Genomic DNA, 16,075 nt, shown 5'->3' with positions numbered 1-16,075 from the left:
TTCTCTTCAGCAACTTTTATATCTTATCACATCCGAACCAACTTTGCAAGCTCTTTTTTAAGTTTCTTTCGAAGCTTATTTCATTCGCTTGCCGCACCGTGTAAACCGTGTTTTCTTGGCCGGAATTAGAATATACCATGTACAGTTATTGAATGCAAGTCTTTTTTTGAGTAATTATATATCTTTCTATAATCTTTCTGTTTTTTTCTACATTTCCACATTTATCTCACGTAAAAGGCCTCTCTATAAAAGAAAGACCCTCTCATCAAGTTCCTTTAATATCTATTGTTATCCGATAACCTCTTGGATGTGAAGCTGCCGTTGCTGCATAAGATTAACGATGTTTCCTTCTACTGACACCATAGGCCGTGTAGGATGATCTCGATCAGAGAATACGATCTCTCCAATTTGGTTATTGCTGAGTTTCACTCGGATGCCATTATGGATCTGGGTCGACCGTTGAACAAATACACTTACGATTGCAGGGTCCAGTTTCCCAAATGCCTCACTTTGGATCTGTTCTAGGACTAGGTATGGTGATTGTGCCTTGCGGTAGATCTTCTCCAGCGTCATGGCGTGGAAAATATCAGCGATAGCTACAATCTTGGCATAAATATGAATCTGCGTCCCACTAAGCTGCAACGGGTAGCCTGATCCATCCACTTTTTCATGATGCTGCAAAGCTGCAAGTCTGGCTCCCTCATTAATGGCCTTTGCCTGTTTAAGGATCTGATAGCCATACTTCGTATGCTGACGAATCTCTTCCTGCTCTGTAGCCGTCAACGTGGATGGTTTATGGAGTATCTGCGGATCTACCTTGTTGTTACCAATATCATGGAACAAGCCTGCAAAAGCCACTTGCATCCAATCCTTGGAGGGGAGATCGATCCATTGAGCCAGTTGATAGGATGTGATCGCACTCAGTACGGCATGGTGATATACATAATCATGTTCTTGCATTACTCGTGGACTGAAGGTAAGCACATTATATTGTTTGAGATGTGCAAACACTGCCTCCAACTGTGTACGTAACTCATAGACCGGTAATTCAGCCGCCAGAGAGGACAGGAAAGCATTTTTGGTTAGTCCGACCATCTTCTCATACTCATCCTGCAAAGACGTTACTACAGGAGCTGTGGTGACGTTTCCTGTCTTCCCTGCCCGTTCACCATTGTTGTCATTGGCAGAACTTCCTGCGGACACAGATGCACCTTTGGTTCCTGTACTACTCGACACCGTTCTTTCTTGTTCAATATCTACCTGTTGAATCATAAAGGCTTTGAGCACTTCCATATCCTTGGGTAAAATGACTTTTCCCTTCTGAAGCAGAACGTTGCCGCGAAGTGTTTGCACATCACTCCCAAGTTTGAGTCCTGGTTTGACTTCTGACAGGGTGATTAATCCCATGTGTATTCCCCTCACTCATCGTTCTTCTATGTTAATACAAACAAGACCATAGTCCCGGTTTTTCATGATATTTCCCATTATATTACTCAGGAATCAGGCTGTACATCCCAGATTCGGAAGAATAAAAGAAGAGATTCCTTTATACAAACAAAAGGGCTCCCCGTGGGAGCCCTCGCAATCTTCTTCCAATCTCAAAGAGATCAATCTTTATAAAATTCTATTTTATGCTTCCGAACCGGAATCGTCGTCGCCCTCAACTTCATTAACCTCAGCGTCAGAAACGGTGCCTTCTTCCAAGCTTACTACCGGAGCTTGGGACTCCTCACCTTCCAAGCCTTCAAGCGACTCATCGTCTGGTTCCTCTTCATTTTTGTCAATTCGGCTAACTGTAGCTACTGAATCCTCGTCACGAATATGAATCAGCTTCACACCCTGCGTGTATCGACCCATAGTGGATATGCCTTCCATGCTCATCCGGATCAACGTACCGCTGGACGTGATAATCATCAGATCCTCTTCGGTTTTAACCATTTTGAGGCTGACTACTGAGCCGTTCTTCTCTGTGACATTAATAGTCTTGATTCCTTTACCGCCACGAGTCTGCATCCGATAATCACTGACAGGTGTACGTTTACCGTAACCTTTGGCTGTAACGATCAGAACATCAAGCTCTTTATCAACTACATCCATACCGATAACAGAGTCCTGTTCATCCAAGGTAATCCCTTTGACCCCGGTTGCGCTACGCCCCATGGAACGTACGTTACCTTCCGAGAATCGAATAGACATTCCGTGAGCTGTACCCATGATGATCTCTTGCAATCCATCGGTCAGCTTAACATCGATCAGAACGTCATCATCACGTAAGGAAATACCGATCAAGCCGCCTTTGCGAATATTGGTGTAATCCTCAAGTGGCGTCTTCTTCACAACCCCTTGGCGGGTAGCAAAGAACAAGTATCTGTCACTTTCGAATTCCTGGACCGGAATTACGGCATTGACCGATTCGCCCTGCTCGATCTGGATCAGGTTGATAATCGGCGTTCCCCGTGCGGTACGTCCAAGCTCTGGAATCTCGTACGCTTTGAGACGATACACTTTACCTTTGTCAGTGAAGAACATGAGGTAATTGTGCGAGTTGGTCACAAACAGATGCTCGACAAAGTCGGTATCTTTCGTATCCATACCAACGACCCCACGTCCACCACGTTTCTGGCTGCGGTATGTGGATACCGGCAGACGTTTCACGTAGCCTGTATGAGTAATCGTAATGATAACCTCTTCACGTGGAATCAGGTCCTCATCCAGAATACTCTCTTCACCTACAGTGATCTCCGTACGGCGATCATCGCTGAAGCGGTCGCGGATCTCTTGTAGCTCCGTACTGATAATCTCAAGCACCAGATGCTCATTGGCCAGAATTTCGCGATACTCTCTGATTTTGACCATCAGTTCGTTATATTCATTTTCAATACGTTCACGTTCCAGACCTGTGAGGCGTTGCAAACGCATATCGAGAATAGCTTGGGCCTGATCATGACTGAGTGAGAAGCGCTCAATCAAACCTTCTCTTGCTGCATCCGCATTACTTGATGAACGAATCAACGTAATAATCTCGTCGATATGATCCAGCGCAATACGTAAACCTTCTAGAATGTGTGCACGAGCTTCAGCCTTTTTCAGTTCAAACTGCGTACGTCTGCGAATAACCTCAATCTGATGCTGCAGGTAGTGATACAACACTTCGCGCAAGTTCAGGATTTTAGGTTCTTTATTAACAATCGCAAGCATGTTAATCCCGAAAGTGGATTGCATCGATGTATGTTTGTACAGGTTGTTCAGGACAACCCCCGGATTCACGTCTCTGCGAAGCTCAATTACAACCCGCATACCATTACGGTCAGACTCATCACGAAGGTCAGTAATACCATCAATCTTTTTATCACGTACCAACTCGGCGATTTTCTCAACAAGTCTCGCCTTGTTTACCTGATAAGGCAACTCTGTAACGATAATTCGTGCCTTGTTGTTATTCTCTTCGATGTTGGTTTTAGCCCGCATCGTTACTGAACCACGTCCGGTCTGATACGCCTGGCGAATGCCTGAACGGCCCAAAATGTAGCCGGACGTAGGGAAGTCTGGTCCTTGAATGTAATCCATGAGTTCCATGGATGTAATGTCCGGATTTTGAATCATGGCCTGTACACCATCAATGACCTCACCCAGGTTATGAGGAGGAATATTGGTAGCCATACCTACCGCGATCCCGCCGACCCCATTGACAAGCAAGTTAGGAAAACGAGCAGGCAGAACGATTGGCTCATGTTCTTCACCGTCATAGTTCGGTTGGAAATCAATCGTATCCTTGTTGATATCTCTGAGCATTTCCATAGCAATCTTGGACAAACGTGCTTCGGTATAACGCATGGCTGCTGCCATATCACCATCGACCGATCCAAAGTTACCATGTCCATCTACATGCATATAACGCAGGGAGAAATCCTGTGCCATCCGTACCATCGTCTCGTAAACAGCAGAGTCACCGTGTGGGTGATACTTACCGATAACTTCGCCGACGATTCTGGCTGATTTTTTATGTGGTTTATCGGGTGTCATGCCGAGCTCTGACATTGCGTACAGAATACGCCGGTGAACCGGCTTCAATCCATCACGTACGTCAGGTAAGGCACGGCTAACAATGATGCTCATCGCATAATCCATAAACGATTCACGCATCTCAACGCCTATATCCCGATCTGTAATCTGAGAGTTCATTTCTTCCGCCATGCTGGACCTCCTTCTTGTCCTTCAACAAACGTTCCATTCCGTCATGCAAGAAAATTGATTATATGTGAAAAGCCTAACAAGGCTAAAACCGCGCAAGAACGCTACTCTTTATTATATTACTTTCACAAAAGTTACATAATTAAACGTCCGCTGGGCAATAGCCTTTCTTCCGGGAACTTCTGCGTGTCTGGGGATACGCCCTGCCTTCCTCCCCAATTGCACATACAATGCTAGAAAAACGGCATATGTACTGTGCCTACCGGGGCTAAAGCCATTCCCGTCCTACGATCAAACTGCAAATTGTGCAGCTCATCGCACAAAACGCCATATTTCTCTATTATACCACTGAAATCGTCTCTTGTCCTTTGATTTCTCCGTGTCTTTCCCTCTTAAGAACTGAGCAAAACATGAAAGGACTGATGCATCTTGGGTATCCAACGTGTCTCCAGCAAATGGGCCAAAACAACTGTGTTACAACGCAGTCGCATGGTGAATGAATATATCCCAGTCACCCGAAAATATAGTCGTCAAACTCTGGAACGAATGACTGAATTATTTGAGTCCAACTATATCAAACCAGACCGTGGTACTTACGGTAATGGAGTCATGCGGGTGAAAACAACCCGTTTATACGTACCTGTCGTTAATTCCGAAGATCCCACCACAGAAGCAGAGGTTCCGGAAGAACCCATTGATCGGAACCCAACTGATGAACTCGAAGCAAGTGGTATTACCTCCAGAGCTACCGAGCTCACAACAACATATCAACTCCAATACGGTACAGAGGAGAGATCATTTCATTCCCTGGATGAACTCGAACGAGTTCTGAATGATCGCATTCAGGAGCGTGAGTATATCATTCAACAGGGAATCTCGCTGATGAAGCATGAAGATTTGCCTTTTGACTTGCGTGTGTTAACTCAGAAAAATCTGCAGCACAACTGGGAAACAACAGGTGTTCTGGGACGTATTGCTGCCCCGGGTAAAATCATCACCAACATTCATGGCGGTGGGCGATTGGCCACGTTTGAAGAACTCGTACTCCCCCATCTTCACCAGGATGGCTTCAAGAAACTTCGCACTGAGCTGTACCGCTTAGGTATTCATACCGCTGTGCAATTGCAAACATCATTTCCAAGACTCAAAGAGATTGGTATTGATATTGCGCTAGACGAAGCAGGGCGTCCCTGGATTCTTGAAGTCAACACACTGCCAGGCATTTACGCCTTTGGCTTATTACCGGACAAGGAGGCGTACCGGAAGATCAAACGTTATGCGATTGCGTACGGTCGTTTGCCCTCCAAAAAGGGTAAGAGCTCCCGGCCATCCCCTAAAGCAAAGGCTTCATCTGCCAAAAAACGTGTACGCAGATAACAATGGGATAGGGAGATCTAAGTTTACGCCTTCCCTGTTCTTACCTTCCCTAATATAAAAAAGGCGCCCTCTCAGGCGCCTCTTCGAATATGTTAAATGTCGAGGTTTTTCACGTATTTTGCATTTTCCTGGATAAAGTCACGACGCGGTTCAACGTTATCCCCCATCAGGGTGTCAAACATGGTATCAGCAAGTATGGCATCATTAATCGATACTTGCATCATGGTCCGACTCTCCGGATCCATCGTCGTTTCCCACAATTGTCCGGCATTCATCTCGCCAAGACCTTTGTAACGCTGAACGTTGAATTTCGCATTTTCGCCGAGCGTTGCAATAATTTCATCGCGCTCTCTCTCGGAACCGGCATAACGAATCACTTTGTTACGCTCAATCTTGAACAATGGCGGTTGTGCAATATATACATAACCTGCCTCAATGATTTTACGCATGTACCGATACAGGAACGTCAGCAATAGTGTTCGGATATGAGCACCATCAACGTCGGCATCGGTCATCAAAATGATTTTGTGATAGCGTGCTTTGGCAATATCGAAGTCATCACCAATACCCGTACCCATAGCCGTAATAATTGCTCTAATCTCCGCATTACCCAAGATCCGGTCGAGACGAGCTTTTTCCACGTTCAAAATCTTACCACGCAGTGGCAAAATGGCTTGGAAATGACGATCCCGGCCTTGCTTTGCTGATCCGCCTGCAGAGTCACCTTCGACGATGTACAATTCGCTGATTGAAGCATCCTTGGATGAACAGTCTGCCAGTTTACCTGGAAGTGAGCTTACTTCGAGTGCACCTTTACGACGTGTCAGTTCCCGAGCTTTACGGGCAGCTTCACGCGCACGTGCTGCTTGCAGACCTTTTTCCAAAATGCGACGGGATACGGAAGGATTCTCCTCCAGGAACTCCTGAAGTTTCTCGGCAAACAAGGATTCGACAATTCCACGCACTTCGCTATTGCCCAGCTTGGTTTTTGTCTGTCCTTCAAATTGCGGCTCCGGAATCTTGACCGAAATAATAGCTGTCAAACCTTCACGCACGTCATCCCCGGAAAGGTTCCCCGTGCTGTCCTTGATAACTCCCGCCTTACGGGCGTAGTCATTGATAATCCGCGTAAGGGCACTCTTGAAACCTGATTCATGCGTTCCGCCCTCATGCGTGTTGATATTGTTCGCGAAGGAATAGATATTCTCGGTGTAGTTGTCATTGTATTGCAGGGCAACTTCCACCTGGATGTTATCTCTGGAACCTTCAACGTAAATTGGATTCTCATGCAGTACTTCGCGCTTCTGGTTGAGGAAGGAGACGTATTCGATAATGCCGCCTTCATACAGGAATGAGTTGGTTGCACCTGTACGCTCATCCGTCAGTGTAAGACCAATACCCTTGTTCAGGAACGCCAGCTCACGAATACGGGCCAGCAAGATGTCATATTCATAAACTCTTGTTTCCGTGAAAATTTCAGGGTCCGGATGGAATCTAACTGTTGTTCCTGTTTCGTCGGTTGTACCGATCACTTTCAGGTCGTACTGTGGAGCTCCACGGCGATATTCCTGTTGATAGATATGTCCCTCACGTTTAACCGTTACAACCACTTTTTCAGAGAGTGCATTCACAACGGACACACCAACACCATGCAAACCACCGGATACTTTATATCCGCCGCCGCCAAATTTTCCCCCTGCATGGAGGACAGTCATAACTACCTCAAGTGCAGGACGTTTCATTTTGGTATGTTCGCCGACAGGAATACCCCGTCCGTTATCGACTACAGTCACGCTATTGTCTTCATGGATACTGACCTCAATGTGGTCGCAGTAACCTGCAAGCGCTTCGTCAATACTGTTGTCCACTACTTCCCAGACCAGATGATGCAGGCCCTTGGAACTGGTGGAACCGATATACATGCCCGGACGCTTCCGTACGGCTTCCAATCCTTCAAGGACCTGAATTTCATTCGCATCATATGACGGTTGATTCATAGACATGCCTTTCACCTACTTCTATAGATTCAATATCGTAAATATGCGTTAACTAATAATTGTTTGCTGAAATAGGCAACGTCCTTCATTTCAGCAGCTATTCAAATTTAAAGACAAGCAGCAAAAGTGACATCTTTTATGCCACACAACGCTAGAGATCCGGAAAAATGTGAGCCCGCTTTTTCAGCGTGGCTGAGGAAATAGGCGAGTAGTACACAATGTTTTTGGTCACCACAATGGACTTGGCTTCCTCTTCGCCGATGTGTTCCACTGTTTTTTCCTGCTCGGCATGCGTGACATACTGCTTGGAGATCTTTGAGGATTTTTCAATCGATATATCAAAAATAGCGACCAATTCGGAAGAACGGATGATCTTCTCACCGCCCAGATGAATGTACATAAGCCCTTCACTCCTTAGCGTTCAACCTGTCCGGCATGAACGTGATAAATACTGGCATCTTTGAGCTTGTCAACGTTCAGGCTCTCGATGCCCGTAGCTGTAATAAAGGTTTGCACCTTGCTCTGGAACGTTTCGATCAGCTGCGTCTGGCGAAAAGGGTCCAGCTCTGACAGAACATCATCCAGTAGCAGGACCGGATATTCTCCGATTTCTTCGTGAATAAGTTCGATTTCCGCAAGTTTAAGGGACAACGCCGTTGTGCGCTGCTGCCCCTGCGAGCCATATGTTTGTACTTCCCGATCGTTAATGAAAAAGGACAGGTCATCCCGATGCGGCCCACTAAGGGTTGTGCCTCGGCGAATCTCCTGCTCTTTCATTTGTGATAATTTTATCATAAATTGGTCCATTAAGACAGCTTCATCTTCCTCAGCGGCTTCGCTGAAGGAAGGAAGGTAGGCCAGCCGCAAGACTTCTCCGCCTCCGGTAATCCCCTGATGAATCGTTTCTGCCCACTTTTGCAGTTTCTTTATGAATTGTTTCCTTTTTTTGACGATTTTAACACCATGCTCGACCAGTTGTTCGTTCCAGACCTCAAGCATGGTCTGGGCCGATGCCCCTTTTCCCCATAGCTGCTTAAGCAAATTATTTCGTTGAACGAGCACTTTTTGATATTGCTGCAGGTGGTACAGGTAACCAGGTGCAACCTGTCCAATCTCCATGTCAAGAAACCGGCGGCGGACCCCCGGTGTGCCTTTTACAATCTCCAGATCCTCCGGTGCAAACATCACAACATTGAGCGCTCCGACAAAATCACTTAACTTGCGCTGCTCCAGGCCGTTAATCTTTGCTTTTTTGCCTTGTTGCGACAAAGATAGTTCAAGCTTGACCGATCCGTACTTTTTGTCAACTTCTGCTGCAAGTCTGGCACGTTCCTCACCGAAACGGATCAGCTCCTTGTCACGAGATGTACGGTGGCTCTTGGTGAGTGCAAGTACAAAAATCGCCTCTGCAAGATTGGTCTTTCCTTGGGCATTTTGCCCGATCAACAAGTTTACGGGACCAAAAGAATCCAGTCTCAGATGTTCATAATTGCGGAAATTCTGCAGATCAATGCTGTTCACAAACACGCGGTAACCTCCCTTTTATCCCGTCCGTCAGGAGGCAGCAGGATCGAACTGGTCTTCTTATTCTGCAGCAACTTCGAATGTGCCTTCTCCGTCCACTTCAACGATATCCCCAGGGTATAACTTACGTCCCCGGCGTTCCTCAGGCTCTTTATTCACACGTACAAGTCCTTCCTGAAGCAGAGCTTTGGCCATACCTCCAGTTGGGATGCAATCAGCCAGTTTCAAAAATTGATCAAGCTTAATATATTCCGTACGAATCGTAACTTGGTTCACTGTGATCTTCCTTTCGTTAGTTGGTCGTTCGATATGGCAATATCACGTAAAGGCTGTGACTGTCATCCAGCGGTTTCAAGATAATTGGACTCATGACTCCTGTAAAAGCGATCATCAGCTGCTCACTTTCAACAACTTTCAGTACATCCAGCATGTATTTGGAGTTGAACGAGATTTTTAACGGATCTCCTGTAAACTCGGCAGGTTCGATTTCTTCTCTTACTTTACCTAGCTCGGAAGAGCTTGAAGAAATTTCAACGGATCCAGAATCCATCGTTTGCATACGCACGATGTTTGTTTTCTCTTCACGCGACAGCAAATAAGCCCGGTCAATGGATTCACTTAATTTTTTTGTATCTAAAACAAGTTCTGTTTTGTATGACGTTGGAATAATTCTAGAAGTATCCGGATATGTTCCGTCCAAAATACGGGAGTAGAACAATACACGGTCGATTTTGAACAGGACCTGGTTATCTGCAACAACGATATCCACAAGGGTATTTTGATCCGGAACAATTTTGCTGAGCTCGTTCAGCGTTTTACCGGAAATAACCACGTTGTTGAAGCGGATACCTTCTGCATTATCCAGCATTGCTGATCGAGTAGCAAGACGGTGACGGTCTGTTGCCACAAATTTCAATTCGTTGTCACCCAAACTCCAGAGTACACCTGTCAGGATTGGAGTAGTCTCATGTGTGGAAATGGAGAAGACCGTTTGTTTGATCATATTTTTCAACAAATCTCCTGGAATGGAGACCGTTTGGTTTTCTTCGATGCTTGGCAGTACAGGGAATTCTTCCGGATCAAGACCTACCAGTTGAATTTCGGTAGCACCTGCGGAGATAAAGGTGTTGAAGTTCTCTTTGACTTCCATGTGCACTTCCTGTGATGGCAGCTTCTTGATGATCTCCACGAAAAACTTGGCTGGCAAAACGACACTGCCGGGTTGTTCTACCTGAACTACGCTTTTATCTCCATCTTCAAGCGGAATGAAGGATTGAATGGATATATCGGTGTCACTTGCTGTCAACGTTACACCTTGATGATTCACGTCGAATTTGATACCGCTCAGAATCGGAATCGTCGTACGGCTTGAGATCGCTTTGGATACTTGCTGTATGGAATCGTTTAAGTAGTTTTTCATTATGCTGATTTTCATGGTTTCACTCCTAGCTGATTTTTTGGGTGTTGGGGTGTTAAAAGGTGTTTTTCAAAGGCCGAAGGCTAAGCTCCGAAATGGCTATTTTGGAGATGATATCTTTAAGATATTTTTAGTAATAATAGTAATAGGGGCACTGAATATGTGGATAAGTGGGTATAAACCCGTACACCCAAGCCTATCCACATGTGTATACGTTGTGCATAGGCTTGGGACTTGTTCAGGTTGGATTCTTTATTTTTTCGGTTAAGTTGTTGATAACTTTATAGAGATCCTGATCGTTTTTAATCGCTTGGGAGATTTTTTCGTGAGCATGTATGACAGTGGTGTGATCTCGTCCTCCGAATGCTTCCCCAATTTTGGGCAGAGAAAAGTCTGTCAGTTCACGAGAGAGATACATGGCAATCTGTCTTGGAAAAGCAACTGCCTTGGTCCGTTTCCGTGCTTTGAAATCTTCAAGCTTAAGGCTATAATACTCGCCGACCTTTTGTTGGATGTCATGAATAGTGATCATTTTGGGACGACTGGAAGGAATAATATCCTTCAGTGCTTCAGCTGCCAGATGAGTGGTTACATCTTGATTAGTCAGTGAAGAATAAGCAACGACCCGAATCAGGGCGCCTTCCAGTTCACGGATGTTGGTGTCAATCTGGTTGGCAATGTACATCATCGCTTCATTCGGAATATCCAGGTTTTCCGCACGTGCCTTTTTCCGCAAGATTGCAATCCTTGTCTCCAAATCTGGAGGCTGGATATCCGTAATTAACCCCCATTCAAAGCGAGAACGAAGTCGTTCTTCCAGTGTCGGAATTTCCTTTGGTGGTCTGTCGCTGGAGATGATAATCTGCTTCCGTTCCTCATGCAGCGCATTAAACGTATGGAAAAATTCCTCTTGTGTTGATTCTTTTCCCGCCAAGAACTGAATATCATCAATGAGCAAAATGTCGACGCTCCGGTATTTGTTACGGAAGCTCTCCCCGCGGTTGTCACGGATTGAGTTAATGAATTCGTTCGTGAATTTCTCAGACGACAAATAAACGACTTTGCTGCCCGGATCATGCTCCAGAACATAGTGTCCGATCGCATGCATCAAGTGAGTTTTACCGAGACCTACTCCTCCATACAGAAAGAGAGGATTGTAAGCTTTGGCGGGCGCTTCAGCGACCGCCAGCGATGCGGCATGGGCAAAACGGTTGCCCGGCCCGATGACAAATGTATCGAACGTATATTTCGGATTCAGCATGCTGAGTACGGCTTCTTCCTGTACAACTGTAGGCGTTGGCGCCGGTAGTTGCGGGTCCGGTTCAGCAGGTTTGTTCTCTTCGATGACAAATTTCACATCGACTTGCTTGCCAAGCAACTCGTATACCGTCGAGCCAACCAATTTCGTGTAACGGCTCTCCAGCCATTCGACGGCAAACGTGGTTGGTGCGGAAATGACGATTGAACGGTCATTTAGCTTGGTGGCTTTGGTTGCTTTGAACCAGGTGTCAAAGCTGGGTTTGCTGAGTTTGTTTTGTATGATTGATAAAATTTGCTGCCATAAATCAGAAGTATGGCTGTCCACAGACTGTCACTCCTTTTACATGTTCCAAGTGTGGCTTAAGCCATGATGCAGTGTCGAAATACGAGATATATTGTTGAATTTATCCCCAAACCCCCGCAGGTCGAAAACAAAAAAAGTATGAACAACGGAAAATTGTTCACAACTTTATCCACAGGCTGTTGATAATATTATGGGTCAGATCACATATTCACATCCAAAAGTAATACAATCATAGCAAAAGAAACCCCGCATTTCAACGTATCGCGTGATTTTATCCACAAATTCAATAACTTGTGTATAATTTTTAGTCACAACACAATATATTGTTTATAAACTGTTTAATTTTCGACAGAATGACCCAAAAACCAAAAATGTTTTATACACAGGTTATCCGTCAAATGATGCCAAATTGTGTGTAAAAGTATTCTTCGTTTGTGAATAACCTATCTGTGGATAACCGTGAAGTGAAAATGAGGCATGATCAAGATCGGAAAAAGAGTGATCTCTAACCCTCGTACTTTAATGCGAAGGCCAGATGATAAAATTCATGAATTCAGCGTAAGACTGGAAGGCGAGAAAAAATCCAAATTGACGTATCATTAATCAAGAAATATGATCTGGTTTCTGAGGAGATGGCGATCTGTAGACATCGATATATAGATGGAAAATTAACAAAGAGGAATTGATTTTAAGACAAGTGGAATATGAATTACCCGGAATAAGAGGTAAGCAGAAACTAAAATATTGAGGTAGAAGTGTATGACTATATAATATGGATCCGAACGACATTTTATGAATTTATCTTAAAAGAGGGTATCCCCTAAAACCGATTTTGGTTTTAGGGGATACCCTCTTTTTTCGTACAGAGACGAAGGTATGGATTGATGATTTAGAGACGGGGAAGGGACATCTTACGCTGGAATTCAGCGATATCTGCGTATTCCTCTTCCAGTTTGCGAGAGATCCGAATAAAGATGGGTAGCAGCTCTTGGTAGAGTACAGCATTCTCTTTGACAGGGGTATGCCGATGCGTTGTACCGACCATGGAAGAAACGGCATGAAGCGATTGAATCCGCCCTGTAGCGTACAAACCAAGCACGACGGCACCCAGACAGGAACTTTCAAAGCTCTCGGGTACAACCACTTCCTGATTGAAGATATCAGACATCATCTGGCGCCAGAGAGGAGAGCGTGCAAACCCACCGGTAGCTTGAATGGAGGTAGGTTGTCCAATCTGTTCTTCCATGGCGAGCAGTACCGTATATAGGTTGAAAATAACCCCTTCCAGGACAGCACGGATCATATGCTCTTTCTGGTGATGGAGTGTTAAGCCAAAAAAGGAACCACGGGCATCCGGATTCCATAAAGGGGCACGTTCGCCCGAAAGGTACGGATGGAACAGAAGCCCTTCCGATCCCGGCCGGACACGTTCGGCAATTTTGGTCAGCACATCATAGGAATTGATGCCAAGTCGCTTCGCTGTTTCCACTTCAGATGCGGCGAATTCATCCCGTACCCAACGAAACAACATGCCACCGTTATTCACAGGTCCACCAATGACCCAAAGATTCTCTGTGAGGGCATAACAGAAGGTTCGACCTTTGGGATCGGTAACTGGACGGTCCACGACAGTGCGAATGGCCCCGCTGGTTCCGATGGTTGCTGCGACAACACCAGGTTCAATGGCGTTTACGCCGAGATTGGATAAAACCCCATCACTTGCGCCAATAACAAAAGGCGTGGAGGGGGAGAGAGCCATTTTTTCAGCCGATTCGTGATTCATTCCTTCTAATATATATGTTGTAGGCACGAGCTTCGAGAGATGGTCGGGTGTAATGCCTGCAATCTCAAGGGCATCTGCGTCCCAGTCCAGTTGTTCCAGATTGAGCAAGCCTGTGCAGGAAGCGATGGAATGGTCGACGACATATTGTCCGAATAGACGGAAGAACAGATATTCTTTAATCGAAATAAATTTTGCGGTACGCCCAAAAAGTTCAGTTTCATCGTGGCGTAGCCACATTAATTTGGTCAGCGGTGACATGGGATGGATCGGTGTACCTGTGCGCAGGTAGATGCGATGGCCCAATCCATTCTCTTGCAGCTGGGCAGACCAAGCTGCACTTCGATTATCCGCCCAGGTGATGCAACGGGTTAAGGGTTTGTTATCCTGTCCCATGGCAATGACACTATGCATAGCCGAGCTGCAAGATACAAACAGGATCTGCTCGGCAGCAACACCGCTCTGATCCATGACTCCACGGACAGAGCGGAGGACCGCTTGTACAATCTCTTCAGGGTCCTGTTCGGCAACATCGGGTGCAGGGGTATACAAAGGGTATTCCTGTGTTGAGGTGCTGATGACGGAGCCTTGCTCGGTAAATAATACGGATTTGGTACTGGTGGTACCAATATCGATCCCAATCATGTAGTTGTTCATATATTTAATCCTTCTTTCTTCAGAAAGCGATGAGATTTTAATTTCTTTCTACTATAGAGAGTCCCTTTATACGACTGTACTCAGGAGCAAAATAAAGATCAGTCCAACCACGGATAATAGTGTTTCCATAACGGTCCACGTTTTCAATGTTTGGGCAACGCTCATATTAAAGAATTCTTTGATCATCCAGAATCCGGCATCGTTCACATGGGACAAGATGAGTGACCCTGCACCTGTGGCGAGTACAACCAGCTCAATATTGGCACCTGGTGTGAGTGCAAGCACCGGAGCGACGATGCCAGCAGCTGTGGTCATGGCTACGGTTGCTGAACCGGTAGCTACACGAATAAGTGCAGCGACAAGCCAAGCGAAGAAGATTACATTAATGTTGGCATGGGTGGCCACTTCAGCAATGGCGTTACCTACACCACTGTTAATCAATACCTGTTTGAAAGCACCGCCTCCGCCAATAATGAGAATGATGGTCGCCGTAGGCGCCAGACATTCACTGGTGAAGCGGGAAATATCGTGTTTGGTGAACCCACGTGCAAAGCCGAGTGAAAAGAGGGCAAATACAACTGAAATGAGCAGAGCAATGATCTCATGACCGATAAATTCACTGAAAACGGTGAAACCGCTCGTGGCGTTTGGGTCAATGATGCTTGCTATGGAACCAATCAGCATCAAAATAACCGGCAGCAATATGGTAAACAGGGTAATACCAAACCCAGGCATGTTGCTATTTGTTTTTGTTGCGAATTGTTCAGCCAGTTCAGCTGGCGGTTCGGTGTGTATTCTTTTTCCAATGAATTTACCAAACAAAGGACCTGCAATAATCGCTGTAGGAATACCAACAATCAGGGAGTACAAAATGGTTTTACCCAGATCCGCGCTGTAGGCTTCAATCGCTATCATTGGTGCTGGGTGGGGTGGAACCAAACCGTGTACAGTTGACAGACCCGCCAAAATGGGAATACCAATCTGCAGCAAAGACATGTTGGTTTTACGTGCAACGGTGAAAATGATGGGGATCATCAAAATCACGCCGACTTCGAAGAAAACAGGAATACCAACAATAAATCCAACAATCATCATGGCCCAGTGCACACGTTTCACACCAAACCGATCAACCAATGTAGTTGCAATGCGCTCGGCACCGCCTGATTCGGCCATCATCTTACCAAGCATTGTACCGAGAGCAATAACAATTGCGATGGTTCCAAGTGTGCCGCCAAGTCCCCCTGTAATGGAAGAGATCACGTCGGCAGGTTTCATGCCTGTAAGCAAACCGAGCATTAATGCGGACAACAGCAGGGTGATAAAGGGATTCCATTTATACTTGGAAATCAAAACGATCAGAAAAATGATCGCAATTAACGTCCAAACCAATAATGTTGCGTTATGGGATAGTCCAAAAAGAGTGCTCATGATGTGTGTGCTCCTTTATTTCTGATATAGAACGCTTACAAGTGAAATTATCAGTTTTATCATGCCCGAATTTGAAACAAAATCGCATTTTGTATACTTGTCGACAAGTTAAGCCGCAATCATTCACGACGGATATGATT

11 protein-coding genes are annotated in these 16,075 nt (G+C 45.6%); 1 reads left to right on the top strand and 10 read right to left on the bottom strand.

Annotated elements, in window-relative coordinates; all coding sequences use genetic code 11:
- Window positions 1–288 precede the first annotated feature (288 nt).
- Window positions 289–1,407 (bottom strand): HD-GYP domain-containing protein, encoded by a 1,119-nt coding sequence (locus IFU39_RS30355; RefSeq protein ID WP_192136364.1) that lies wholly within the window; start codon window positions 1,405–1,407, stop codon window positions 289–291.
- A 222-nt stretch (window positions 1,408–1,629) separates the two neighbouring features.
- A complete protein-coding gene (gyrA, locus tag IFU39_RS30350; RefSeq protein ID WP_091012183.1) occupies window positions 1,630–4,194 on the bottom strand; it encodes a DNA gyrase subunit A in 2,565 nt (854 codons plus the stop codon).
- A gap of 426 nt (window positions 4,195–4,620) precedes the next feature.
- Here gyrA and IFU39_RS30345 point away from each other — a divergent pair, with 426 nt between their 5' ends.
- Window positions 4,621–5,568 (top strand): YheC/YheD family protein, encoded by a 948-nt coding sequence (locus tag IFU39_RS30345; RefSeq protein ID WP_192136363.1) that lies wholly within the window; start codon window positions 4,621–4,623, stop codon window positions 5,566–5,568.
- A 92-nt stretch (window positions 5,569–5,660) separates the two neighbouring features.
- Here IFU39_RS30345 and gyrB read toward each other — a convergent pair whose 3' ends face one another.
- From gyrB to IFU39_RS30305, 8 genes are all read right to left on the bottom strand, one after another.
- On the bottom strand, window positions 5,661–7,571 hold the full coding sequence (gene gyrB / locus IFU39_RS30340) for a DNA topoisomerase (ATP-hydrolyzing) subunit B (RefSeq protein ID WP_047841032.1): 1,911 nt from the start codon (window positions 7,569–7,571) through the stop codon (window positions 5,661–5,663).
- A gap of 145 nt (window positions 7,572–7,716) precedes the next feature.
- Window positions 7,717–7,965 carry an extracellular matrix regulator RemB gene (gene remB, locus IFU39_RS30335; RefSeq protein ID WP_017691405.1) on the bottom strand — a complete coding sequence of 83 codons (249 nt, stop codon included), beginning with the start codon at window positions 7,963–7,965 and terminating at the stop codon, window positions 7,717–7,719.
- 14 nt (window positions 7,966–7,979) lie between these two features.
- A complete protein-coding gene (gene recF / locus IFU39_RS30330; protein WP_017691406.1) occupies window positions 7,980–9,092 on the bottom strand; it encodes a DNA replication/repair protein RecF in 1,113 nt (370 codons plus the stop codon).
- Window positions 9,093–9,149: 57 nt separating this feature from the next.
- The gene (gene yaaA / locus IFU39_RS30325) at window positions 9,150–9,365 is read right to left on the bottom strand and encodes a S4 domain-containing protein YaaA (RefSeq protein ID WP_036611994.1); all 216 of its coding nucleotides are present in this window, start codon (window positions 9,363–9,365) and stop codon (window positions 9,150–9,152) included.
- Between the two features lie 16 nt (window positions 9,366–9,381).
- A complete protein-coding gene (gene dnaN, locus IFU39_RS30320) occupies window positions 9,382–10,524 on the bottom strand; it encodes a DNA polymerase III subunit beta (RefSeq protein ID WP_091012188.1) in 1,143 nt (380 codons plus the stop codon).
- 220 nt (window positions 10,525–10,744) lie between these two features.
- Window positions 10,745–12,091 (bottom strand): chromosomal replication initiator protein DnaA, encoded by a 1,347-nt coding sequence (dnaA, locus tag IFU39_RS30315; RefSeq protein WP_036611990.1) that lies wholly within the window; start codon window positions 12,089–12,091, stop codon window positions 10,745–10,747.
- Between the two features lie 868 nt (window positions 12,092–12,959).
- Entirely contained in the window at window positions 12,960–14,507 is a 1,548-nt protein-coding gene (gntK, locus tag IFU39_RS30310) for a gluconokinase (RefSeq protein WP_192136362.1), read from the bottom strand.
- A 66-nt stretch (window positions 14,508–14,573) separates the two neighbouring features.
- Complete coding sequence (locus tag IFU39_RS30305; RefSeq protein WP_192136361.1) at window positions 14,574–15,935, bottom strand: GntT/GntP/DsdX family permease; 1,362 nt, start codon at window positions 15,933–15,935, stop codon at window positions 14,574–14,576.
- Between the last annotated feature and the right edge of the window lie 140 nt (window positions 15,936–16,075).

The sequence above is a fragment of the Paenibacillus sp. CFBP 13594 genome (genome assembly GCF_014842675.1).
GTDB lineage: Bacteria > Bacillota > Bacilli > Paenibacillales > Paenibacillaceae > Paenibacillus > Paenibacillus amylolyticus_B.
This window is presented reverse-complemented; position numbering and strand designations above follow the sequence as displayed.

What these genes read in the sequence shown, in the direction of transcription:
- gyrB (WP_047841032.1), bottom strand. Translation starts at nt 7,571, where the DNA reads ATGTCTATGAATCAACCGTCATATGATGCGAATGAAATTCAGGTCCTT.
- gyrA (WP_091012183.1), bottom strand. Translation starts at nt 4,194, where the DNA reads ATGGCGGAAGAAATGAACTCTCAGATTACAGATCGGGATATAGGCGTT.
- dnaN (WP_091012188.1), bottom strand. Translation starts at nt 10,524, where the DNA reads ATGAAAATCAGCATAATGAAAAACTACTTAAACGATTCCATACAGCAA.
- gntK (WP_192136362.1), bottom strand. Translation starts at nt 14,507, where the DNA reads ATGAACAACTACATGATTGGGATCGATATTGGTACCACCAGTACCAAA.
- IFU39_RS30305 (WP_192136361.1), bottom strand. Translation starts at nt 15,935, where the DNA reads ATGAGCACTCTTTTTGGACTATCCCATAACGCAACATTATTGGTTTGG.
- remB (WP_017691405.1), bottom strand. Translation starts at nt 7,965, where the DNA reads ATGTACATTCATCTGGGCGGTGAGAAGATCATCCGTTCTTCCGAATTG.
- IFU39_RS30355 (WP_192136364.1), bottom strand. Translation starts at nt 1,407, where the DNA reads ATGGGATTAATCACCCTGTCAGAAGTCAAACCAGGACTCAAACTTGGG.